General features: G+C 52.2%; 21 protein-coding genes. 20 read left to right on the top strand and 1 reads right to left on the bottom strand.

Translation table 11 applies throughout. The annotated features are described in order from the left end of the window. Nucleotides 1–350: 350 nt before the first annotated feature. The 11 genes from mnmG (at nt 351) to DDA898_RS21600 (ending at nt 10,473) form a co-directional block, all read left to right on the top strand. On the top strand, nt 351–2,240 hold the full coding sequence (gene mnmG, locus DDA898_RS21650) for a tRNA uridine-5-carboxymethylaminomethyl(34) synthesis enzyme MnmG (protein WP_038912364.1): 1,890 nt from the start codon (nt 351–353) through the stop codon (nt 2,238–2,240). A gap of 76 nt (nt 2,241–2,316) precedes the next feature. After that, nucleotides 2,317–2,937, top strand: a complete 621-nt coding sequence (gene rsmG, locus DDA898_RS21645) for a 16S rRNA (guanine(527)-N(7))-methyltransferase RsmG (protein WP_038912692.1) — start codon at nt 2,317–2,319, stop codon at nt 2,935–2,937. Nucleotides 2,938–3,557: 620 nt separating this feature from the next. Beyond that, a complete protein-coding gene (gene atpI / locus DDA898_RS21640) occupies nt 3,558–3,941 on the top strand; it encodes a F0F1 ATP synthase subunit I (protein WP_038902496.1) in 384 nt (127 codons plus the stop codon). Between the two features lie 22 nt (nt 3,942–3,963). Continuing rightward, nucleotides 3,964–4,755: a F0F1 ATP synthase subunit A gene (gene atpB, locus DDA898_RS21635; RefSeq protein WP_013320160.1), complete on the top strand. Its 792-nt coding sequence runs from the start codon at nt 3,964–3,966 to the stop codon at nt 4,753–4,755. A 49-nt stretch (nt 4,756–4,804) separates the two neighbouring features. Further along, nucleotides 4,805–5,044: a F0F1 ATP synthase subunit C gene (gene atpE / locus DDA898_RS21630; protein WP_004093904.1), complete on the top strand. Its 240-nt coding sequence runs from the start codon at nt 4,805–4,807 to the stop codon at nt 5,042–5,044. A gap of 65 nt (nt 5,045–5,109) precedes the next feature. Further along, nucleotides 5,110–5,580: a F0F1 ATP synthase subunit B gene (gene atpF, locus DDA898_RS21625; RefSeq protein WP_013320159.1), complete on the top strand. Its 471-nt coding sequence runs from the start codon at nt 5,110–5,112 to the stop codon at nt 5,578–5,580. Between the two features lie 14 nt (nt 5,581–5,594). Further along, nucleotides 5,595–6,128, top strand: coding sequence for a F0F1 ATP synthase subunit delta (gene atpH / locus DDA898_RS21620; RefSeq protein WP_015848478.1), 534 nt, complete (start codon nt 5,595–5,597; stop codon nt 6,126–6,128). Nucleotides 6,129–6,140: 12 nt separating this feature from the next. Beyond that, nucleotides 6,141–7,682: a F0F1 ATP synthase subunit alpha gene (gene atpA, locus DDA898_RS21615; protein ID WP_013320157.1), complete on the top strand. Its 1,542-nt coding sequence runs from the start codon at nt 6,141–6,143 to the stop codon at nt 7,680–7,682. A 53-nt stretch (nt 7,683–7,735) separates the two neighbouring features. Continuing rightward, nucleotides 7,736–8,599 carry a F0F1 ATP synthase subunit gamma gene (gene atpG, locus DDA898_RS21610; protein WP_013320156.1) on the top strand — a complete coding sequence of 288 codons (864 nt, stop codon included), beginning with the start codon at nt 7,736–7,738 and terminating at the stop codon, nt 8,597–8,599. A 48-nt stretch (nt 8,600–8,647) separates the two neighbouring features. Then, a complete protein-coding gene (atpD, locus tag DDA898_RS21605) occupies nt 8,648–10,030 on the top strand; it encodes a F0F1 ATP synthase subunit beta (protein ID WP_038912363.1) in 1,383 nt (460 codons plus the stop codon). Between the two features lie 29 nt (nt 10,031–10,059). Further along, a complete protein-coding gene (locus tag DDA898_RS21600; RefSeq protein ID WP_161451031.1) occupies nt 10,060–10,473 on the top strand; it encodes a F0F1 ATP synthase subunit epsilon in 414 nt (137 codons plus the stop codon). A gap of 128 nt (nt 10,474–10,601) precedes the next feature. On the opposite strand, the gene pelX is transcribed toward DDA898_RS21600, so the two are convergent. Then, nucleotides 10,602–12,806: a pectate disaccharide-lyase PelX gene (pelX, locus tag DDA898_RS21595; protein ID WP_050570305.1), complete on the bottom strand. Its 2,205-nt coding sequence runs from the start codon at nt 12,804–12,806 to the stop codon at nt 10,602–10,604. Nucleotides 12,807–13,224: 418 nt separating this feature from the next. Here pelX and glmU point away from each other — a divergent pair, with 418 nt between their 5' ends. The 9 genes from glmU to DDA898_RS21550 all read left to right on the top strand — a co-directional run bounded on the left by glmU (nt 13,225) and on the right by DDA898_RS21550 (nt 24,634). After that, nucleotides 13,225–14,595 carry a bifunctional UDP-N-acetylglucosamine diphosphorylase/glucosamine-1-phosphate N-acetyltransferase GlmU gene (glmU, locus tag DDA898_RS21590; protein WP_038912361.1) on the top strand — a complete coding sequence of 457 codons (1,371 nt, stop codon included), beginning with the start codon at nt 13,225–13,227 and terminating at the stop codon, nt 14,593–14,595. Between the two features lie 233 nt (nt 14,596–14,828). Next, nucleotides 14,829–16,664, top strand: a complete 1,836-nt coding sequence (gene glmS, locus DDA898_RS21585) for a glutamine--fructose-6-phosphate transaminase (isomerizing) (protein WP_038912360.1) — start codon at nt 14,829–14,831, stop codon at nt 16,662–16,664. Between the two features lie 600 nt (nt 16,665–17,264). Beyond that, nucleotides 17,265–17,891 carry a GTP cyclohydrolase II gene (gene ribA, locus DDA898_RS21580; RefSeq protein ID WP_013320150.1) on the top strand — a complete coding sequence of 209 codons (627 nt, stop codon included), beginning with the start codon at nt 17,265–17,267 and terminating at the stop codon, nt 17,889–17,891. A 5-nt stretch (nt 17,892–17,896) separates the two neighbouring features. After that, entirely contained in the window at nt 17,897–18,436 is a 540-nt protein-coding gene (locus DDA898_RS21825; protein WP_050570304.1) for an NADPH-dependent FMN reductase, read from the top strand. Nucleotides 18,437–18,463: 27 nt separating this feature from the next. Further along, a complete protein-coding gene (locus DDA898_RS21570; protein ID WP_050570303.1) occupies nt 18,464–19,456 on the top strand; it encodes a pyridoxal-phosphate dependent enzyme in 993 nt (330 codons plus the stop codon). A 72-nt stretch (nt 19,457–19,528) separates the two neighbouring features. Then, entirely contained in the window at nt 19,529–20,737 is a 1,209-nt protein-coding gene (locus tag DDA898_RS21565; protein WP_038912359.1) for an ATP-grasp domain-containing protein, read from the top strand. Nucleotides 20,738–20,741: 4 nt separating this feature from the next. Beyond that, nucleotides 20,742–21,908 (top strand): ATP-grasp domain-containing protein, encoded by a 1,167-nt coding sequence (locus DDA898_RS21560; protein ID WP_038912358.1) that lies wholly within the window; start codon nt 20,742–20,744, stop codon nt 21,906–21,908. A gap of 36 nt (nt 21,909–21,944) precedes the next feature. After that, nucleotides 21,945–22,937 carry a formylglycine-generating enzyme family protein gene (locus DDA898_RS21555; RefSeq protein ID WP_081639277.1) on the top strand — a complete coding sequence of 331 codons (993 nt, stop codon included), beginning with the start codon at nt 21,945–21,947 and terminating at the stop codon, nt 22,935–22,937. 11 nt (nt 22,938–22,948) lie between these two features. Then, a complete protein-coding gene (locus DDA898_RS21550; RefSeq protein ID WP_038912357.1) occupies nt 22,949–24,634 on the top strand; it encodes a WD40 repeat domain-containing protein in 1,686 nt (561 codons plus the stop codon). Nucleotides 24,635–24,678: the final 44 nt, after the last annotated feature.

The following is a 24,678-nucleotide window of genomic DNA, read 5'->3' as shown; positions in this document are numbered from 1 at the left end:
TAAATAGCTTTAAATGCCGGGTAAAACCAGTAGTTATCCAGATAATAACTCCAGATGGTTTTTTGAGCTGTGTATAATTACCCTTTCAGATCCCAGCTAATACAGGCTGGGATCACCGATCATTCACAGCTAGTGATCGGTAATAACCCATTGATCTTCTTTTTGGATCCCGCCTTATCCACAACCAACCGGGATCCTAATAAGAGATCTAATAAAGAGATCTTTAAATAAAAAGATCTTTCTTTAACTACCCAACGATCCAACAGGCTTGGTCGACGGCACAAACTTAAGTAGAATCCCCCACCCCAGGGCAAGTAACGATCGTTCGCAACCACGCGAGGTGTAGCACCATGTTTTATCCGGATCCTTTTGACGTCATCGTGATCGGTGGCGGTCATGCGGGCACTGAAGCCGCCATGGCCTCGGCCCGAATGGGACGTCAAACCCTTTTACTGACGCACAATATTGATACGCTGGGCCAGATGTCCTGCAACCCGGCGATCGGCGGTATTGGGAAAGGCCATCTGGTAAAAGAGATCGACGCCATGGGCGGCCTGATGGCGCGCGCCATCGATCGCGCCGGCATTCAGTTTAGGATACTAAACTCCAGCAAAGGCCCGGCGGTACGCGCCACACGCGCTCAGGCGGACCGGGTACTGTATCGTCAGGCGATACGCACCGCGCTGGAGAACCAGCCTAACCTGACGCTCTTCCAGCAGGCGGTGGAAGATCTGATTGTGGAAAACGATCGAGTGGTCGGCGCGGTTACCCAAATGGGGCTTAAATTCCGCGCCAAAGCCGTGGTGCTGACAGTTGGCACCTTCCTGGACGGCAAGATCCATATTGGCCTGGATAACTACAGCGGCGGGCGTGCAGGCGATCCGCCTTCCATTTCCCTGTCGCACCGTCTGCGTGAGTTGCCGTTGCGCGTCGGTCGCCTGAAAACCGGCACCCCGCCGCGTATCGATGCCCGTACTATCGATTTCAGCGTGCTGGCGCCGCAGCATGGCGACGATCCTATGCCGGTCTTCTCCTTCCTGGGCAAAGCCAGCGAACACCCGACGCAGATGCCGTGCTACATCACCCATACCAATGAACGCACCCACGACGTGATCCGCAGCAATCTGGATCGCAGTCCGATGTACGCCGGGGTGATCGAAGGGATCGGCCCTCGCTATTGCCCGTCTATCGAAGACAAGGTGATGCGGTTTGCCGATCGCAACGCGCACCAGATTTTCCTGGAGCCGGAAGGACTAACCAGTAACGAAATTTACCCGAACGGTATCTCCACCAGCCTGCCGTTCGATGTGCAGTGGCAAATCGTTCGTTCTATGGACGGCATGGCGAACGCGCGTATCGTTCGGCCAGGATATGCCATTGAGTATGATTATTTCGACCCGCGCGACCTGAAACCGACGCTGGAAAGCAAGTTTATCCACAATCTGTTTTTTGCCGGGCAGATCAACGGCACTACCGGTTACGAAGAAGCCGCAGCGCAGGGGATGCTGGCGGGATTGAACGCCGCCCGTCTGGCGTTTGATCAGGAAGGCTGGACGCCGCGCCGCGATCAGGCCTACATCGGTGTGCTGGTGGACGATCTCTGCACGCTGGGGACGAAAGAACCCTATCGCATGTTTACCTCCCGCGCCGAATACCGGCTGATGCTGCGCGAGGATAATGCCGATCTGCGCCTGACCGCGATGGGTCGCGAGCTGGGCATGGTGGATGACGAACGCTGGGCGCGTTTCAACGAGAAGCTGGAAAATATCGAGAAAGAGCGCCAGCGTCTGCGTGACGTGCTGGTCCACCCACAGACTGAAGGCGTAGAGCAGATCAACAGCCTGCTGAAATCGCCGTTATCGCGCGAGGCCAATGGCGAAGAACTGTTAAGACGCCCGGAAATGGATTACGCGCAGCTGACCGGTTTAGCGATGTTCGCGCCAGCGTTGAGTGACGCCGAGGCGGCCGAACAAGTGGAAATTCAGGTCAAATACGAAGGCTATATCGCCCGCCAGCAGGATGAGATCGAAAAGCAACTGCGTAATGAAAACACCTTGCTGCCGGCGGATCTGGATTACCGTCAGGTGACTGGTTTGTCAAACGAGGTGATCGCCAAGCTCAACGATCACAAACCGGGATCGATTGGTCAGGCATCGCGTATTTCCGGCGTCACGCCCGCCGCCATTTCGATTCTGCTGGTCTGGCTGAAAAAACAGGGTATGCTGCGCCGCAGCGCCTGAGAAACGCTACCGCTTACGTTGACGCATGGCCGCTTTTCGCGGCCATGTTGCATTAACCGACAATCAGGATTCATTCGTGCTCGATACACTCAACAGTCTGCTACAGCGCGCCGGAATAGCGCTGACCGATCGGCAGAAAGACCAGTTGCTTCAGTATGTGGCATTACTCCACAAGTGGAACAAAGCCTATAACCTGACATCGGTACGCGAACCGGAGCAGATGCTGGTCCGCCATATCATGGACAGTCTGGTGGTTGAGCCGCATCTGGCTGGAAGCCGTTTTATCGATGTCGGCACCGGCCCCGGCCTGCCCGGCGTACCGTTGGCTATCGCCCGTCCGGATGCGCATTTTGTCCTGCTGGATAGCCTGGGAAAACGGGTTCGTTTCCTGCGTCAGGTTCAGCATGAGCTGAACCTGGGCAACATCGAACCCGTGCAGAGCCGGGTGGAAGATTTTCCGGCACAGCCGCCGTTTGACGGCGTGATCAGCCGGGCGTTCGCGTCGCTGCAGGATATGGTGAATTGGTGCCATCACTTGCCGTCGCGCCAGCACGGGCGCTTTTACGCTCTGAAAGGCATTGTGCCGCATGACGAGATGGGATTACTGCCGCAGGGCGTGACGGTCGAGAAAGTAGTTCCATTGTCGGTTCCCGGACTGGAAGGGGAGCGGCATTTGGTGGTGCTTAAGCCCAACTGATTTTGTCATTTATCAAAAAAATCATGAATAGTTGTAAAATTCTCAGGCTGATAGCTAAAAATGAAATAATGACCTGAGTAACCTTCTGCATTCACCGAAATTTTACAACTCTGCTGTATAGCCTTTTATCGAGGAGGCTGAAAATCGATCTGGCGGTAGAATGCTTTCATGATTCTAAAGCGTTTTGATGGCAAAACTGTGTTAAAAACATGAGAAAAAAATATCCTGCTTGTCAACAGATGGTTTTGAGGCTGTATTCGTGCTGTTTTGTGAATGTTCTTTTTTAAATTATTGAAATTAAAAAAGATAAATGGCTTTTTTTGCTAAAGACAAAAAAAAATCAATTCAGATATAAAAGCATCAGTTCAATTTTATGTGAGAAATATCACATATTGTCGGCACCAGAGGCGCCAGGTCTCCAAAATGGACTTCGGGGATAGTTGGTGAAAATAAGGCTTCGGAAATAAATTTAAATAATCGTTCACCTTTTTGCTACTTATCGATTGAATTCGCATGGATGACCCGTATAATTTGCTCGTTTTTCGCTGCTTGACTCGGTACTGCAAAGGCAGTTTTATACGGTCATTCAGCATACCTCTGAAAAGGTACGGAGAATCGCCATGTCTGTATCCCTTTACAGTGGGAAAATAGCCCGGTTGTCACTGTTGTTGCAGCTAACGGTGATTCTTGTTGTCAGCGCGGCGTTCTGCGTCGGTGGCATTAAAGCGGGCGTTTCCGCACTGGCTGGGGGGCTGGCAGCCTGGTTGCCAAACATGGTGTTCATACTGTTTGCCGTGCGGCATCAGACGGACAAGCCACCGGAAGGTCGGGTAGCCTGGTCGTTTGCCGTTGGGGAAGCGCTGAAAATGCTCTTCACCATCGTGCTGTTGGTGGTGGCGTTGGGTGTGTTTCATGCGGCATTTTTTCCGCTTGGCCTGACGTACTTAGTGGTGCTGATCACGCAGATCGTGGCACCGGCTGTAATTAACCGTTACCGTAGTTAACAACAAAAGGGTAAGAGACATCATGTCTGCATCTACTCCGCAAGAGTATATCGGTCACCACCTGACCCATTTGCAGGTGGGCTCGGGATTCTGGTCGATTAACGTCGACTCGATGTTTTTCTCCGTGGTTCTCGGCGTACTCTTTCTGGCCGTCTTCCGCAAGGTTGCCAAGACCGCGACCAGCGGCGTTCCGGGTAAACTGCAAACGGCGGTCGAACTGGTGGTGGGCTTTGTCGATGGCAGCGTGCGCGACATGTTCCATGGAAAAAGCAAGCTGATCGCACCACTGGCGCTGACTGTTTTCGTCTGGGTCTTCCTGATGAACCTGATGGATCTGTTGCCTATCGATTTGCTGCCGCAAATCTGGGCGCATATCTATAGCGCTCTTGGTCATGATCCTGCGCATGCTTACCTGCGTGTGGTGCCTTCCGCCGACGTGAACGTCACGCTGTCCATGGCGCTGGGCGTGTTCATCCTGATTCTGTTCTACAGCATCAAGATGAAAGGCGTGGGCGGGTTCGTTAAAGAACTGACCATGCAACCGTTCAATCATCCTGTTTTTATTCCCATCAACCTGATTCTTGAAGGGGTCAGCCTGCTGTCCAAACCGGTTTCTCTCGGCTTGCGACTGTTTGGCAACATGTATGCGGGTGAGTTGATCTTCATCCTGATTGCCGGTCTGTTGCCGTGGTGGTCACAGTGGATTCTGAATGTGCCCTGGGCCATTTTCCACATTCTGATTATTACGCTGCAGGCTTTTATCTTCATGGTTCTGACGGTTGTTTATCTTTCGATGGCATCTGAAGAGCATTGATTTTTCACAACACTACAAACGTTTTAACTGAAACAAACTGGAGACTGTCATGGAAAACCTGAGTATGGATCTGCTGTACATGGCTGCCGCTGTGATGATGGGCCTGGCGGCAATCGGTGCTGCAATCGGTATCGGCATTCTGGGTGGTAAATTTTTGGAAGGTGCTGCCCGCCAGCCTGACCTGATCCCGCTGCTGCGTACACAGTTCTTTATCGTTATGGGTCTGGTGGATGCTATCCCGATGATCGCGGTAGGTCTGGGTCTGTACGTGATGTTCGCAGTGGCCTAAGCAAGCGTGAGCTTGCCAGGTAAAAAGACATCGACTCATTTAACTCATGAAAGAGGCATTGTGCTGTGAATCTTAACGCAACAATCCTCGGCCAGGCCATTGCGTTCGTCCTGTTTGTCTGGTTCTGCATGAAGTATGTATGGCCGCCGATTATGGCTGCCATTGAAAAGCGTCAGAAAGAAATTGCTGACGGTCTTGCTTCTGCCGAACGTGCCAAAAAAGATCTGAACTTAGCGCAGGCCAATGCGACCGACCAACTGAAGAAAGCCAAAGCGGAAGCTCAGGTGATCATCGAGCAGGCAAGCAAACAGCGTGCTCAGATTCTGGACGAAGCCAAAGCGGAAGCGGAAGCGGAACGCAACAAAATCGTGGCGCAGGCGCAGGCTGAAATCGAAGCCGAACGCAAACGTGCCCGTGAAGAGTTGCGTAAGCAGGTTGCCATTCTGGCGATTGCCGGTGCCGAGAAAATTATTGAACGTTCCGTGGATGAAGCTGCCAACAGCGACATCGTTGATAAACTGGTCGCTGAACTGTAAGGAGGGAGGGGCTGATGTCTGAATTTGTCACGGTAGCTCGCCCCTACGCCAAAGCAGCTTTTGACTTTGCCGTTGAAAACCAGGCGTTGGATCGCTGGCAGCAGATGCTGGCGTTTGCCGCTGAAGTCGCGCGTAACGAACATATCGCCGGGATGCTGGCCGGAGCTATCGCTCCTCAGACCATGGCGCAAACGTTCATTACCGTGTGTGGTGATCAACTGGATGAAGCGGGCCAGAACCTGATCCGGGTGATGGCTGAAAACGGACGTTTGCCGGTGCTGCCTGAAGTGCTGGAACAGTTTGTTCAATTGCGTGCGGAGCTGGAATCGACCGTGGATGTCGAGGTTATTTCCGCCGCCACGTTGAGCGAGCAGCAGTTATCCGGGATAACCGCTGCGATGGAACAACGTCTGTCACGTAAAGTGAAGCTGAATTGCAAAATTGATAAGTCTGTTATGGCCGGCGTGGTGATCCGCGCGGGCGATATGGTGATAGACGGCAGTATTCGTGGTCGTCTTGAACGTCTGGCAGACGTCTTGCAGTCTTAAGGGGACTGGAGCATGCAACTGAATTCCACCGAAATCAGTGAACTGATCAAGCAGCGGATTGCTCAGTTCAACGTCGTGAGCGAAGCTCACAACGAAGGTACGATTGTTTCCGTTAGTGACGGGATCATTCGCGTACACGGCCTGGCCGATGTTATGCAGGGCGAAATGATTTCCCTGCCGGGCAACCGTTACGCGATCGCACTGAACCTGGAGCGCGACTCCGTTGGTGCGGTAGTGATGGGTCCGTACGCGGACCTGGCCGAAGGCATGAAAGTCAAATGCACCGGCCGTATTCTGGAAGTGCCGGTTGGCCGTGGCCTGCTGGGCCGCGTAGTGAATACGCTGGGTGCGCCGATCGACGGTAAAGGTCCGCTGGAGCACGATGGGTTTTCTCCTGTAGAAGCTATCGCGCCGGGCGTTATCGACCGTCAGTCCGTTGATCAGCCGGTGCAGACCGGTTACAAGTCCGTTGACGCCATGATTCCGATCGGCCGTGGTCAGCGTGAACTGGTCATCGGCGACCGTCAGACCGGTAAAACCGCACTGGCGATTGACGCGATCATCAACCAGCGCGATTCCGGCATCAAATGTATTTATGTCGCTATCGGCCAGAAAGCCTCCACGATTTCCAACGTGGTGCGTAAACTGGAAGAGCATGGCGCGCTGTCCAACACCATCGTGGTGGTGGCAACGGCGTCTGAGTCTGCTGCGCTGCAATACCTGGCGCCGTATGCCGGTTGCGCCATGGGCGAATACTTCCGCGATCGCGGTGAAGACGCGCTGATCATTTATGATGATCTGTCCAAGCAGGCTGTCGCTTATCGTCAAATTTCCCTGCTGCTGCGTCGTCCGCCAGGTCGTGAAGCCTATCCGGGCGACGTGTTTTACCTGCACTCCCGTCTGCTGGAGCGTGCCGCGCGTGTTAACGCCGAGTACGTAGAAGCCTTTACCAAAGGGGAAGTGAAAGGGAAGACCGGTTCTCTGACCGCACTGCCGATCATCGAAACGCAGGCTGGCGACGTTTCCGCGTTCGTTCCGACCAACGTTATCTCGATTACCGACGGTCAGATCTTCCTGGAATCCAACCTGTTCAACTCCGGTATTCGTCCGGCGGTTAACCCGGGGATCTCCGTATCCCGTGTGGGCGGCGCCGCGCAGACCAAGATCATGAAGAAACTGTCCGGTGGTATCCGTACCGCGCTGGCGCAGTACCGCGAACTGGCGGCGTTCTCCCAGTTTGCTTCCGATCTGGACGACGCGACCCGTAAACAGCTGAGCCACGGTCAGAAAGTGACCGAGCTGCTGAAACAGAAACAGTATGCGCCGATGTCCGTTGCGCAGCAGTCTCTGGTGCTGTTCGCGGCGGAACGCGGTTACCTGGAAGACGTTGAACTGGCGAAAGTCGGCAGTTTCGAAGCCGCACTGCTGGCCTATGCCAGCCGTGAGCACGGCGAGCTTCTGCAGCAGATCGACCAGACTGGCGCTTATAACGATGAGATCGAGGGTAAATTCAAAAGCATCCTCGATACCTTTAAGGCAACCCAGTCCTGGTAACGCCCCGTGGCCTGCCTTAATGGCAGGCCGCTAGGCATTGAGGAGAAGCTAAGATGGCCGGCGCAAAAGAGATACGTAGTAAGATCGGAAGCGTCCAGAATACGCAGAAGATCACCAAAGCGATGGAAATGGTCGCCGCTTCCAAAATGCGTAAATCGCAGGATCGTATGGCGGCCAGCCGTCCTTATGCGGAAACCACACGTAAAGTGATTGGTCACCTTGCGTTAGGGAATCTGGAATATAAACACCCGTACCTGGAAGAGCGTGAAGTTAAGCGTGTCGGGTATCTGGTGGTGTCTACCGACCGTGGCCTGTGTGGCGGCCTGAACATCAACCTGTTCAAGAAGCTGCTGGGTGACATGAAAGCCTGGAATGAAAAAGGCGCCGAGATCGATTTGGCGATGATTGGTTCCAAAGGCGTTTCTTTCTTCGGTTCAGTGGGCGCAAACATTGTTGCTCAGGTTACCGGCATGGGGGATAACCCTTCGCTGTCCGAACTGATCGGGCCGGTGAAAGTCATGCTGCAGGCCTACGACGAAGGTCGTCTGGATAAACTGTACGTGGTGAGCAACAAGTTCATCAATACCATGTCTCAGGTTCCACAAGTTGTTCAGCTGCTGCCATTGCCTCCGGCAGAAGAAGGCGAGCTGACGAAGAAATCCTGGGATTACCTGTATGAACCCGATCCTAAGTCGCTACTGGATACCCTGTTGCGCCGCTATGTGGAGTCTCAGGTTTATCAGGGCGTCGTAGAAAACCTGGCCAGTGAACAGGCCGCGCGAATGGTAGCGATGAAGGCCGCAACGGATAACGGCGGCAACCTGATTAAAGAGCTGCAGTTGGTTTACAACAAGGCTCGTCAGGCAAGCATCACTCAGGAACTCACCGAAATCGTATCGGGAGCCTCCGCGGTTTAAATCAGGTTTTACGAATTACGTATTGTCGAATTACGTAGAGGATTCAAGATGGCTACTGGAAAGATTATCCAGGTAATCGGCGCCGTGGTGGACGTCGAGTTCCCTCAGGATGCCGTACCGAATGTGTACGACGCCCTTGAGGTAGAGAACGGGGCTGAGAGGCTGGTGCTGGAAGTACAGCAGCAGCTGGGCGGCGGCCTGGTTCGTTGTATTGCAATGGGTTCTTCGGACGGTCTGCGTCGTGGTCTGAAAGTCGCTAACCTGGCGCATCCGATCGAAGTACCGGTTGGTAAGGCTACGCTGGGCCGTATCATGAACGTACTGGGTGAACCGGTCGACATGAAAGGGCCGATTGGCGAAGAAGAGCGTTGGGCGATTCACCGCGCGGCGCCGACGTATGAAGAGCTGTCCAACTCCCAGGAACTGCTGGAAACCGGCATCAAGGTTATCGACCTGATCTGTCCGTTCGCGAAGGGCGGTAAAGTCGGTCTGTTCGGTGGTGCGGGCGTAGGTAAAACCGTAAACATGATGGAGCTGATCCGTAACATCGCGATCGAGCACTCCGGTTACTCCGTGTTTGCAGGCGTGGGCGAGCGTACCCGTGAAGGTAACGACTTCTACCACGAAATGACCGACTCCAACGTTATCGACAAAGTATCGCTGGTGTATGGCCAGATGAACGAGCCGCCAGGCAGCCGTCTGCGCGTGGCGCTGACCGGTCTGACCATGGCGGAAAAATTCCGTGACGAAGGCCGTGACGTTCTGTTGTTCGTGGACAACATCTACCGTTACACCCTGGCGGGGACCGAAGTATCCGCGCTGCTGGGTCGTATGCCGTCCGCAGTAGGCTACCAGCCGACGCTGGCGGAAGAGATGGGTGTGCTGCAGGAGCGTATTACCTCCACCAAGACCGGTTCAATCACCTCAATCCAGGCCGTTTACGTGCCTGCGGATGACTTGACTGACCCGTCTCCGGCGACCACCTTTGCGCACCTGGACTCTACGGTAACGCTGAGCCGTCAGATCGCGTCTCTGGGTATCTACCCGGCCGTTGACCCGCTGGATTCCACCAGCCGTCAGCTGGACCCGATGATTGTGGGTCAGGAGCACTACGATGTGGCGCGTGGCGTGCAGTCCATTCTGCAGCGTTACCAGGAACTGAAGGACATCATCGCGATTCTGGGTATGGACGAGCTGTCTGAAGAAGACAAGCTGGTGGTATCCCGTGCGCGTAAAATCCAGCGCTTCCTGTCCCAGCCGTTCTTCGTAGCTGAAGTCTTCACCGGTTCTCCGGGTAAATACGTAACGCTGAAAGACACCATCCGTGGCTTCAAAGGCATTATGGAAGGCGAATACGACCACCTGCCGGAACAGGCGTTCTACATGGTTGGTTCCATTGACGAAGTAGTGGAAAAAGCCAAGAAACTGTAACGCCTTGATAGGAGGGTGATATGGCTGCTATGACTTACCATCTGGATGTCGTTAGTGCGGAACAGGCAATGTTTTCCGGTCTGGTGCAGAAAATCCAGGTGACCGGTAGCGAAGGCGAACTGGGAATCTATCCTGGCCACGCCCCCCTGCTCACGGCCATTAAGCCTGGTATGGTGCGCATTGTTAAACAGCACGGCGAAGAAGAGTATATCTACCTGTCCGGCGGTATCCTTGAGGTACAACCGAACATGGTGACCGTGCTGTCCGATACCGCCATTCGTGGGCAGGATCTTGATGAAGCGCGTGCGCTGGAAGCGAAGCGCAAAGCGGAAGAGCATATCCGCAATTCACACGGTGATGTGGATTATGCTCAGGCTTCTGCCGACCTGGCAAAAGCCATTGCCAAGCTGCGCGTCATCGAGCTGACCAAAAAAGCGATGTAACAGATGCAGATTTAACCATCATGCAGATGTAAAAAAGCCAGCTGATTTAGCTGGCTTTTTTTATGCCCGACGCCCTGTCAGGCTGGTGTTGACGGGCGCCGGTTTCGGCGCCCTCTGGTTTATGTCGGTTATTTCTTCTTCAGAAAATCGCCCAGTTGCAGATTGCCTTTTTCATCGCGGCTGAACACCGCCGGCACCGTAACGGATTTGTAGTTCGCCGTCGTGATTTCCTTGCCCTGACTGTTGACCGAACGGTTATTCTTGATGAAGTAGTTGCTGGCGTCCACCCGGCCCACCACGGCATCGTCATACTTGCCGGGTTGAGTACGCAGTGACACGTTGTTTTTGAAAATCCCTTGTTTTTCCGGGCCATAATAAGGGCTTGGGCGGAAGATAAAGTTGAAGCGAACGTTATCCAGCGCAATGTTGTTGGAAACTTGCAGCGCGCCTGGGTTGAAGTTGTCGCTGAACCCGTCCATGTGGTTGCCGATAGCGATGCTATTTTTCACCTGATGGGCCACTGGCTGGCCTTCGCCCCCCAGTTTAAAGCCGTTGCTGGTGTTGTTGACCGAAATGGAATTCTCGATCACCACAACCCCGTTCGGGCCGTCTTCAATTTTGTTGAACAGGTCGAAGCCGTCGTCAACGTTGTCGTGGGAGAACGCGCCGCGAATCACGTTACCCTCGCCGACGCGCATTTTCACGGCGAAACCGTCGGCGTCTTTTTTGCTGGGATCCTGATTGCTATGCGATTCCGAGTTCAGAATCAGGTTATGGCTGGCCCACAGCGGACGGCCCACGCTGTCGTTGGAGGACACCTGAATACCGGTGTTGTCACAGTGGTGCGCCAGCACGCGTTCAATCTGGTTGTAGCTGCCTTCAATACGGAAGCTTTTTTCCGTGATTTCAATCCCTTTGACTTTCCAGTAGCTGGCGTTGAGCTGCAGGCCGTGGAATACCGCTTTTTTGCCGACTGGCATCAGCGTTTTAATGCCGTTGGCGTTGCCGCTGGCGCTAACCGGAATCACGGTGGCGCTGTAATCGCCGTCCATCAGCCACAGCGTGCCGCCGGCCTGCAGGGCGTTGATGGCCGTTTTGATATCCAGCGGCGCATCCTTGCTGCCGTTGTTGTCGGCTTTGCCTTCCGGAGAAACATACAACTTTTTGGCATCGGCCAGCTTGATTTTTTCCACGCTGAACGAGGTTTCTTTCGCCGTTTTGTCTTCGCCTTCACCCGGCACATAAACCAGTTTGAAATCCGACTTGGGCTGCGTCAGCTTCGCGGTAAGCGAAAAATAATCGCCGGCGCGAATCTGTTGCGGTTTGCCGAGCGATTTGCCGTTCTGGAACACTTCAATGGTGCCGCTGTAATTGACCCGCGCCTGTACCGGGTAGGTATCGCTGGCGGAAAGCGGTGAAGACGCTACCTGCAACAGCGGTGCGTTGGTTTCCGCTTTGAATGGGGCGGAAGGTTTGGTGTGGGCCGGGCTGGTGGTCAGACTGGCGTTGCTGATGGTGATCTTCGCATTACGGGAGGCGAAGAACCCTACATAGTAGTGATCCTTGTCCTGATGAGTGACTAAATCCGCACCTTTTACCGTCTTGCTGACCCACTGGTCACTGCCCTTGGGCGCATAAGAGGTGATGAACCCGTCGTCGGTGCGTTCCAGTTTCAGACGGAAAGTCGGCGTCTGTTCCAGATTGATTTTTTCCTGGTAGCTGGTGCGGGTGATCTGCGCGTTGGTATTACCCCAGGGTTGCGTAACGCCATCGCGGCTGATGAGCTGCATCTTCACTTCGGTTTTCGACTTCTTATCCTGCGTCATGATGGCGTTCATCACCATGTTCGATGCCGCCGGAAACTCTTCGTACCCTTCTTTCAATGGCTCCTGACGCGGCACGCCGAGAATATCGCGCACCAGCAGACCGGCGCCTTCCTGGGCGTTGGGTTTGGCGTCGCTTTCCGGGCCGAACTGATCGACCGTCACCTCGGATTGCAGCGTGAAATTCACGTTGGCGGGCAACTGGGTGTAGAAGAAGGTCAAACCGTCATGCGTATTGGCGATTTTTCCTCCCCGGCTTTCGATCGTGATCGGCGCGGAGAGATCGACCTTGTCATTTGCCGTCAGTTTTTTGCCATTGATAGTGACATCGTTGACGCCGACCTTGTCCGGCAGGACGTTGGTCGCGAAGTTCACATCCGTGGACTGACCGAACGCGATGCTGTGCCAGACTGGCGCGGTATCCTGAGTGGCGGCAAATGCGGTATTGGAACCCAGAAGCAAAAAAGAATTTAGGGCGACAGAGAGAAGCCCCGAAGCAGCGTATTTCATGTTTTCCCCATCATTATTTGTTATTGATCGACGTATTATGTCAAAAAATGAAACGCTGTTTCTTTTGTCTGCTTCACAAACTGAACGGTAAAATTCACCTGATGAAACAATTAGTTTTGTTTTGTTATACCGCTCTCGGTTTTCTGAAACGCCGGTTCGGTTGCTACCGAAGGGCGGTGTTTGTGCGCCGGATTAAGAAAACCGGCGGGCAGCGCGTTTCCCATTACCCAAACCCTGCCGGGTTGGGTAAACTCTGATTTATGATTTCTTTTCACTGATTACTATTTTTTTTCAGCCTGGAGTAGGTTCTAAGACGTATTTTTCGCTGAAAAATATGTAATAATCCGGCGCGATAACGGGTTTACTTTCGTTCGTCCGCCTTCAGTAGGACACCATTCAGTTTTTAGTCAGGATGCCTATGTCAAACAGTGCAATGAGTGTGGTTATCCTCGCCGCCGGCAAGGGAACCCGCATGTATTCCGATCTTCCCAAAGTTCTCCACCCTCTGGCGGGTAAACCGATTGTTCAGCATGTGATTGATGCCGCGATGGCAGTCGGCGCCCGGCGCATTCATCTGGTTTACGGGCATGGCGCGGATCTGATCCGGGAAACGCTGACGGAAACGTCGCTGAACTGGGTATTGCAGGCCGAACAATTGGGAACCGGTCACGCGGTGCAGCAGGCGGCCGACGGTTTTGACGATAACGAAGACATCCTGATTCTGTACGGCGATGTGCCGCTGATCTCCTCTGAAACGCTGCAACGTCTGGTGGCGGCCAAACCGCAAGGCGGGATTGGCCTGCTGACCGTCAATCCGGCCGACCCCAGCGGCTATGGCCGCATTGTGCGGGACAACGGCGAGGTGGTGGGGATCGTGGAGCATAAGGACGCCACTGAACAGCAGCGTGCGATCGCCGAAATCAACACCGGCATTCTGGTGGCGGGCGGCCGCGATTTGAAGCGTTGGTTAAGCCAGCTCAATAATCACAATGTGCAGGGCGAATATTATCTTACCGATATCATCGCCATGGCGTCGCAGGAAGGCCAGCGCGTGGTGGCGGTGCAGCCGTCGCGGCTGAGCGAAGTGGAAGGCATCAACAACCGCCTGCAACTGGCGACGCTGGAGCGCACTTACCAGCGCGAGCAGGCCGAGCAACTGCTGCTGGCTGGCGTCATGCTGCTGGACCCGGTCCGTTTCGACCTGCGTGGCGAACTGACGCACGGGCGTGATGTGACGATCGATGCCAATGTCATTCTGGAAGGCCGGGTGACGCTGGGTCATCGGGTTAAAATCGGCGCGGGCTGCGTGATCAAAAATAGCGTGATCGGCGACGATTGCGAACTCAGCCCTTACACCGTGGTGGAAAACGCGGCGCTGGAAGCGCGCTGCACCGTCGGCCCCTTCGCCCGTCTGCGACCCGGCGCGGTGTTGGAAGAGGACGCGCACGTAGGCAACTTCGTCGAACTGAAAAAAGCGCGGCTCGGCAAAGGATCGAAAGCCGGTCATCTGACCTACCTCGGCGACGCGGATATCGGCGCCGGCGTGAACATCGGCGCGGGCGTTATTACCTGTAACTACGATGGCGCCAACAAGCACCAGACGGTGATCGGTGACGATGTGTTTGTCGGTTCGGACAGCCAGTTGGTAGCACCCGTCAAGGTAGCCAACGGCGCTACCATTGGGGCCGGCACCACGGTCACCCGCAATGTCGGTGAAAACGAACTGGTCATCAGCCGCGTTAAACAAACCCATATCACCGGCTGGAAACGCCCGGTGAAGAAAAAATAGTCTTATCCCCCCGGATGCTGCGATCCACGCTGGCGCGTGTAGGAAACAGGATTCGGGGGGCTGAATGCGTCTTGAGATAAGACGGTTTTGGCCTGCGTTACGCTGGCGAGCGCAGGCCAAAACATAATAATCCCCATTCTCTACAAGGCTCGGGGAACCCGGAATAAACCGGAACAATCAGGTCTAAAGACATCGTGGTGACACAATATGTCACTTTTACAGGAATACAACCGATGTGTGGAATTGTAGGCGCTGTTGCGCAACGAGATATTGCTGAGATCCTGCTGGAGGGGCTACGCCGCCTCGAGTACCGTGGTTATGACTCTGCCGGTCTGGCGGTGGTGAATGGCGAAGGACAGGTGTCCCGTCTGCGCCGTTTGGGCAAGGTGCAGGTGCTGGCACAGGCGGCGGAAGAACAGCCGCTGGTGGGCGGAACCGGTATCGCTCACACCCGCTGGGCGACTCACGGCGAGCCGTCCGAGCAGAATGCGCACCCGCATGTGTCAGAACACATTATCGTGGTGCACAATGGCATCATTGAGAACCACGAGCCGCTGCGCGAGCTGCTGGTATCCCGTGGTTATCGTTTTGTTTCCGAAACCGATACCGAAGTGGTGGCGCATCTGGTGCACTGGGAACAGCAGCAGAACGGCGGTTCGCTGCTGGACGTCGTGCAGCGCGTTATTCCGCAGCTGCGCGGTGCATACGGCATGGTGCTGTTGGATAGCCGCGACCCTAACGTGCTGGTCGCCGCGCGCTCCGGCAGTCCGCTGGTGATTGGCCGCGGCGTGGGTGAAAACTTCATTGCCTCCGACCAACTGGCCCTGCTGCCGGTAACCCGTCGCTTCATCTTTCTGGAAGAGGGCGATATCGCCGAAGTTACCCGTCGTACGGTGCGTATCGTTAATCGCCAGGGGCAGGACGTTAATCGCGACGAGATTGAATCGAAAGTACAGTACGACGCCGGCGACAAAGGCGCGTACCGTCACTACATGCAGAAAGAGATCTACGAACAGCCGCTGGCGATCAAAAACACCCTGGAAGGGCGTTTCAGCCACGGCGAGATCAACCTGTCCGAACTGGGTCCGCAAGCCGATGCGTTGCTGGCAAAAGTCCAGCATATCCAGATCATCGCCTGCGGTACCTCTTACAACTCCGGCATGGTGTCGCGCTACTGGTTCGAGTCGCTGGCGGGGATTCCGTGCGACGTGGAAATCGCCTCGGAATTTCGCTATCGCAAACCGGCGCTGCGCGCCAACAGCCTGATGATCACCCTGTCCCAGTCCGGCGAAACCGCCGATACGCTGGCGGCTTTGCGTTTGTCGAAAGAGCTGGGGTATCTGGGTTCGCTGGCGATTTGCAACGTGGCGGGGTCGTCGCTGGTGCGTGAATCGGATCTGGCGCTGATGACCCGCGCCGGTACGGAAATCGGCGTGGCGTCCACCAAGGCGTTCACCACCCAATTGACGGTGTTGCTGATGCTGGTGGCGCGTATCGGTCGTCTGCGCGGTATGGATGCCCGTATCGAACACGATATCGTGCACGCTTTGCAGGCGCTGCCGGCGCGTATCGAACAGATGTTGTCGCAGGACAAGCTGATCGAATCGCTGGCGGAAGGCTTCTCCGACAAGCACCACGCCTTGTTCCTCGGTCGCGGCGACCAGTACCCGATCGCGATGGAAGGGGCGCTCAAGCTCAAGGAAATCTCCTATATCCATGCGGAAGCCTATGCGGCGGGTGAACTGAAACACGGCCCGCTGGCGCTGATCGACGCGGATATGCCGGTGGTGGTGGTGGCGCCCAACAACGACCTGCTGGAAAAATTGAAATCCAACATCGAAGAAGTCCGCGCCCGCGGCGGTGAACTCTACGTGTTTGCCGACGAACAGGCCGGCTTCACCTCCGATAGCGACATGATGAAGATCATCCAGCTGCCGCACGTGGAAGAGGTGATTGCGCCGATCTTCTACACCGTGCCGTTGCAACTGCTGTCTTATCACGTGGCGCTGATCAAAGGCACCGACGTGGACCAGCCGCGTAACCTGGCGAAATCGGTGACGGTGGAGTAAGGTTTTTTCCGTCGTAAAAATTAAAATAGCCAGCATCAATGGAAACCTAAAGTTTCGATAGTTGATGTTGGCTTTTTTGTGTCAGGGATCTGTAAGGACTCCATCTGAGTTAGCCCCTGCCCTGTGCTCCAGAGCGGGGGCTTTTTTATTGGCACCATTCAGGTTTGGAAATAGATGGATATGAATTTATTTTAAGTAAAATAGATCAAATCAAATTAATAACACATGGTATATTTATTTTTTACAATGAATATACGCAAACAAATGGATTGAGATAATTCTTAATTATTTTATTCTTTGTCGTGAAACCCTATTCTATAAACTCATATCTTGTTGAAATAAATAAATATTCATATTTCATAAACGTTCTTATTAATCTTTTATATTTTTTCTATTTGACAACAAAAATACGCGAAGCTAATTTTGGTTAACGAAATGTTTGTTTTTTGTTTATTGATCGTGTTACCCGATTTTTAATCCGGCACGTTTAACATTTTATTTTTTAAAACATTTTTTAAGTTCTACGGAAGCACGCTTTCCATGCGTTGATTCTTGTCATCCCCTTTTAATCAGGATGTGTAACAAACAAGGACGTCGATCATGAGTGATAGTCATCAGGCAGCACATGAAGTTTTGGTCGCCAGTAAAGTTCAGATTCCTATTACCATTGGGGATTGGTCGGATAACGGCGCCCAGTTTTATGGATTTGAAAATCTGGTGGACGGAAAGGAACATATCGCTATCGTTTTCGGTGATGTTGAAAATAAAAGTCATGTTTTGGTCAGAATGCATTCCGAATGTTTGACGGGCGATGTATTCGGTTCATTACGCTGCGATTGCGGTCCACAATTGCATGAGTCGCTAAAATCATTGTCTGCCTCCGGCGGCGTTCTGCTGTATTTACGTCAGGAAGGGCGCGGCATTGGTTTGATTAATAAACTGAAAGCCTATGAGCTGCAGCGAAAAGGCATGAATACCTATGAAGCAAATAACGAGTTGGGATTTCCGGATGATTTGCGAAATTATGAATCAGCTGCACAAATGCTCAAGGCGTTAAATGTTACCAGTATCAGCTTGATTACTAATAATCCGGATAAAGCAAAGCAGCTTCGCGCCTATGGCATCACGGTTGTTGAGATGAAAAACACCGGTTGTCACTCGAATGAAAATAACCTGGATTATCTGAAAGCCAAAAAAGAACACACACATCACACTTTATCAATTTGATCGCTATGAACATATTATTTTTTAATGGAAGTTTAAGAGATGACTCGCAGACCGATGCCATTATTCGTTATTTTTCTTCATTGCTGGGAAATGACGCCAGGCAGGCCTACTGGTCACTTCGGGATAACCCTTTACCTTTTATGGATCCCGAGGTTTATGGTTGTGAGATAGAACATCACCCCAATGAAAATGTTCGACGCTTTGTCGGGGAAATTCAGAAATCAGACGTGATATTCATGGCTTGCCCAACGTATCACGGCACGATTAGCGGCGCATTCAAGAATGCGTTGGACCACTTGCAAAAAGGTATCTTTTCAGGAAAGTCGGTAATAGTGGCAAGCACGGGCGGCGGTATAAGAAGCAGCACCCAGACATGTGATGCGATTCGAGCCGTGGTCAGAGCATTGGGTGCTAATTGCCTTATTGAACATATTGCTTCTGGCGGCCCGGATTTTACTCAACTGGATGGGCGAACAGAATTGACTGAGCCGGGCGTGCAATCACGCTGTCAGGCTGCCTTTGATGAACTGCGCCTTGCATATTAACGTAACCTTAGATTAAGGAATAATACCGTGAGCGAACAAGGAAGTTTCAAGGCAAAAGCCGTTGATATTCTGAATAGCTTTAAGTCTTTGGTCACACGTACCGAGCTGATTCAGATCCCATCGCGTTTTCAGCAAGGGGGAAAGGTTTTTGTAAAACTCGAAAACCAGAATTATTCCGAGACAATAAAAGCCCGCACGGTATATGCAATGATGTCCCGCGTTGTCGCTGAAAAATCGGATGCGGAACTAAAAGAGACACATATCATTGAATATACCGGGGGAACATTAGGCGTTTGTCTGGCGAAAATTTGCCAGCAAATGGGTATTAAACTGACGCTGGTATTACTGGATAAGACCCCCGATTCCCTTCAACAGCAAATGATAAACTGCGGCGCGACGCTGGTTAAAGTTCCGGCGAAAGCAGGGTTTTATCAGGTGATTGAAGAAGCCAAAGCGCTGGCTGAAAAAAATCCGTCTCTCACTTTTCTTTATCAGCATGAAAATCAGGCAAACCCTGAATTTCATCGGCTTCAGACCGCGGCTGAAATTACCGAACAATTACGTCGGCACGGCGTACAAAACGTGAGTGCCTGGTGCGCCTCGATGGGAACGGCCGGAACGCTGATTGGCACCGGGCTGGGGCTAAAACAAACCTGGCCGGAGTGCGAAATATACGGTATTACGCCATCGGAATTGCCTTACGGTAGTTTCAGCGAACCCAACGGCTTGCCGAAATATCTCGGCTCCGGCGGTGTCGGCTACGGTATTAAACAACGTTTTGTCAGAGAAAACGAACCGGTGGTAACGGGGCATTTTCATTACAGTTTCGAGCAATCCATCGACGCCGTAAAACAGATTTATGCCCTGACCGGATTAAAGGTCGGCTCCTCTTCGGGTGCGAACTGGCTGGCGGCCACACTACTGGCGCGTGAATTATCCGCGGATGAATGTGTTGTGACGGTCTTTCCTTCCGGCACCAACGATTACGAATGGTCGAAGGTGGACACCGGCGCCTCTTGACGGCGTATGCGGACAGTAGAGCACGCGGGTTTTCGAATAATCTTTGCATGGATTTGAATTGACGAGGGTGTCATGAAAAAACGTCTGTTGATTCTCGATCGCGGAGGAATGGCGCAGTATTTGTCGAAAGAAGGGGGCTCGGTTTTTGATCGTGCTCACTACTTTATCGTTGTCGTCACCAATGCATCAAAAATATCGCAATTTGATAAAGCCTTTTTTGATGAAATACATGTATGGGATACCGATAACGACGATGACGGGCTGATTAATTTTGCTGTCGCACTGCATGCCAAAACGCCTTTCCACCGAGTGATTGCCTGTTCCGAGCGGCTGTTATTACCTGCGGCCCAAATACGTGAAATTATCGGGTGTGGTGGCGATCGTTATCAGGATATTGTCGGCGTGCGCGACAAAGCCGTAATGCACGGGATAGCGAAAGCGCATGGGTTGAATGTGCCCCAACAGTGGCCGGCCTGCGATTATGCGGAATGCGCCGCCGCTTTATCGCAAGGCGTATCGCTGGTGGTGAAACCCCGTAGCGGCATGGGGTCGCGCGGGATATGGCGGGTAAATGACGAGAAGGCATTGCGCGCCGTCATTGCCGAGCTGCTGCAACAGGACACGGATCTCGATACTTATCTGATAGAAACCTACATCGAAGGCAGCGTATTCCACGTCGATACCGTTATTGCCGATGGCGTTATTCTGTTTCAGGTAGGCTTCGAATACTTGTCTTCACCGATGCAATTTACCGATGCCAAACCCCGGGCGGCTATTATGCTGTCGAATTCTGAGGTATCCACGGCGATTTATCAGGCGAACCGACAGGTTATTTCAGCCTTTAATATCCGTGATGGCGTCACCCACAGCGAATATTTCTATACGCCGGAGGGGGAAGTGGTGTTTGGCGAAGTCGCCAAGCGCGTCGGCGGCGGCGCTATCAGCGAAACCATTTACCAGTTATCCGGCGTTGATCTTAATAAGGCGATGGCCCAGTCTCAGCTTGGCGATGCCATTAGCCTGGCGCCGAACCCGACATTGCAATACGGCGGCTGGTTGCAGTTTCATCCCCGCCCAATGACGATTTCCCGTTTATCCAATATCAGCGATTTCAGCGATGACTGGGTTAAATTCTGCGTGATCAAAAAGCAAATCGGCGATCAATTACATGCGCCTTATATGACAGGCGATACGATTGCCGACTTTGCCATCGCAGCGTCAAACGAACCGCTGTTACGCGCCAGAATCAACAGTGTAATCAACAAATTCTACTGCGAGTAATAATATGAAAAAGGTCGCATTGATTGGCGGGTGGGATGCTCTGGTGGATTTGGTGGTTGATCAGGGGCACGCACTGTATCTGTATTATTTTAATGATGACGACTTTAATGAGATAAGCATCAGTCGCTGTCAGATGGCGATGAAATTATCACATGTCAACAAACTGGATGATGTTATTTCCTCTCATTGTAAGCGATATGGTTTTGATCTGATTTATTCTCATAAAGAAGTACATCAGGAGAAAGTGGCGAAACTGGCCGAAGCGCTGGAAGTTAACGGGCTAAATTTTCAGGCGGTTCACGCCTTTAAGAACAAATTCGCTTTCAGGTCGCTATTGGAAAAGTTGACACATCACTCCACCGCCTGGAAAGAGGTTAATTCCAGGGAGGAGATCGCTCATTTTATTGAGCAGGTCGGCAGTGATATTATTCTTAAGCCCCATGATGGAATGGGTAGCAACAATATCAGAAAAATAAGTCACATCAACGAACTTGAAAATATTCAAGATTTCCCCTTGCTGGCTGAGACTTTCGTTGGCGGTAATGAGTACAGCGTGGAGTTTATTTCCTGTAATGGACAGCACTATCCTGTTGGCATTACGGAAAAAGTGACGTCCGGTCAGCCTTATTTTTTTGAAATAAGCCACACATTTCCGGCTGAGTTGTCAGTCCATCAGGCCGAAAATGTGTATAGCGCTACCCGCGCAATGCTGAGTCTGGCTGGTTACCAGAATGGCGCCTCGCATACCGAGTTTAAAATTCAGGATCAGCAGGTGTTTTTAATCGAATCACATACGCGTGTGGGGGGAGACAGAATCCCTGTTCTGATCAGTGAATCATCGGGCTATGACATTATTAAAGAAAATATGAATGCCCTGCTGGGAGAACCGGTCCATCTCCCTGTAGATATTCATTATCAGAAAAATGCGTCAATTATTTATTTTCACGGGGACGGCGGTGAATTAATCAGTACCAGTTTTCTGGATGAGATCCGTAGCCGATGCGGTGAAAAACTGTTGCTGTTGAAATTTGACTATAAATTGAATGATCTGATTCCCGAAACGAAATCTTCATCAACAAGATATGGTTTTGCCATTATCTCCGGTTCAGAAAAGGAACTTGTCGAAAAAATTATCAAGCTTTCCGATATAAGTACTTTTTTGAAGAAATAATCAACCACTTGGTTCATCAGCAATATCATAAGGAGTGTGAGATTGGTCATTCAATTAAAACCCATCTGTCAGACAGAAATGACAGATCGGGAGGCACTGGGTTTGCCTGATAACTACATCGATACACCTATTTCTGAAAATAATCTGAGTCAGACTCATTTTGCCGCTTTCGATATACCGGGGCTGATCGATGTTGTTGAAAGCGATAAGCCGTTGTATGAACGCTATTATGCCGGTCTGTTGTTGTCATTATCAGGCGACCCGCGAATAGACGTGTTTAATCCGACAATGATTGCCATTGCGGCGACCGAGTTTGTCATGGGCATTGATAAGGCGCGCGCCGATCGCGTTGTTGAGCAATATAAGCATCTGGGCGTACTTCCTGAGTGGATATATAAAGAATGCCCGGCACATAGCGTGCGTTGCGCGCCTTTCAGTATCGCCAAATATCCGGTTACCAATGCCGAATACCGCGCTTTCTTGCTGGAGACGAAACACACCGGGCTGCCGAGTTCGTGGCGTTTAGGGCAATTTCCGGTTGAGAAGGCCAATCACCCGGTTTACAGCGTAACGCTCGACGATATTGAAAAATATATTGCCTGGCTGAACCGGAAAACGCAGGGAAATTATCGTTTGCCTACCGAAGCCGAGTGGGAATTGGCTGCATCGGGGGGCGTGCCGCGCGAATTTCCGTGGGGCGATGTATTTGATGCTTCACGGCTGAACACGGTTGAAACCGGCATTTATACCACAACCCCGGTCGGCATGTTTCCTGGTGGACAGTCCCCCTTCGGCGTTATGGACATGGCGGGGAATGTCGAGGAATACGTAGCTGACGATTATTACGTTTATCCGGGTGGGGAGCGTCAGAAAGACCACCTGAATGAAACGACAGAAACCTATCGGGTTGCCCGTGGCGGCAGCTTTGCCAGATTTGCCGACCTGGCGCGCAATGCGCGTCGTCACGGCAAGTTCCCCCGCTTTGATCGTGAAATCTTTGCAATGGGCTTCCGGCTCGCTCAATCATGAAGGATAAGGATATGATTCATACAGCGCCAATCAGCGGCATCGCTGCTTATAAAAATCGTTATGTTGCTACTGCAGGTTATGACAACCGCCTGATTCTTTGGGATGCACAGACGCATAACGCAATTGCAATGGGGACGCACGACCACCTGGTGAACCAGTGTGCGTTCTCGCCATGCGGTACGAAGCTGGTTTCCGCCAGCAGCGATTATAGCGCCCGCATATGGCAGCTACCTGAAATGCGGTTGCAGAAGGTCATCAATTTTCATCAGGACGATGTACTGAAAGCCGACTTCAGCCCATCGGGCGAATATATCGCCACCTGCTCTTACGACTGTACGCTGACGGTATCGGATCTGGACGGTAATCTGGTTAGCCGGATGGTCGGTCATGAAAATATCATTGAAAGTTTTGACTGGTCGCATGACAGTTTAACGCTGACCTCGGTCGGAATGGACGGCACCGTCAGAACCTGGGATATCAAAACCGGGGAGCAAATTAATATTGTCAGCAACGGCAATACCGATATTGATGCCATCGCCCATATTTCGGCCAAAACCAAGATTGTCGGCGACAATGAAGGCTATATTTCTCTGATCCGCGAGGACGGTGAAACCAAAATCAAAGCTCATAATTCCGCGGTCAAAAAAATTGCCATCAATAAAGACGCCAGCCTGTTTGCCACGACATCCTATGATGGTCGGCTGATCATCTGGGAATTGGTCGGCTATGATCAGTTGGAAAAAGTGAACGAAACCGAATTGCCGAAGATCGCCTGGCCGCGTTCGGTGGCGTTTCTGGACGATAATACGCTGGTTATCGGCACATTCGCTTCCAGTTATCTGGCCTGGAATCCCTATACCAAACAATGGATGAACAGCGAACTCATCCCGTCCCAAAGCCTGAATTCCATTCATATTGAAGGCGATGATATCTATGCGATTGGTGATGCCGGGCGCACGCTTAAAAATGGTCAGGATATTGGCGGGCCTGGTTCGCTGTGTAATTTCATTACCCGTTTTAAATCACGTCTGGTATGCGGCGGGCAGACCGCGACACTGTATGACGCCGTTACCGGCGAGAAACTGTATGATCTTGACTCACCCATTAACTGTGGCGTCAGTTTTTCATCAAACGACGACACCCTGCTGGCGGTAGGCACCTATTCGGGCAATATTTTCGTCTTTTCGGAAAATGAGCGCTTTGAATATGTGACCGTGATTAAAGCACACAGCAATGCGATTAAAGGCATTTCGTATGATGGCACATCGCTTTTCGGCGGATGCGCCGATGGTGAATTAAGCATTATCGATCCTGATAAACTGGCAATCGTGAAGGTTATTCATGGCGCCCATGATGGAATACTGAATGACTGTTCTCCTTTCGCTCATGGGTTTGCCACGATATCCCGCGACTTGCACCTTGGTTTGTGGGGGAATAATGACAACACCAGCAAGGTGAAAAGTCGTCATACCAACTCAATTAAATGCGTAGCCGCCAGTGATGACGGGTTATTTATTGCCTGCGGCAGCTACGTGGGAGTCGTCGATATCTATTCGGTCGCAGATAAAAAATGGATTGGTTTGCCCAAACGTCCCACCCATGCGGGTATTTCATCCTTATGCTGGAGCAATAAGAAGAATGCGTTTTTTGCTTCATCCTATGATGGAAAATATTATCAGGTGAATGTAACGGAATAAATAACCCGACGGGCAGTGGCATCACTGCCCGTCGTGGAGGGAAA

The sequence above is a fragment of the Dickeya dadantii NCPPB 898 genome, from assembly GCF_000406145.1.
Classification (GTDB): domain Bacteria; phylum Pseudomonadota; class Gammaproteobacteria; order Enterobacterales; family Enterobacteriaceae; genus Dickeya; species Dickeya dadantii.
Note: the sequence above shows the minus strand (reverse complement) of the source record. Positions and strands in the feature narration are given on the sequence as shown.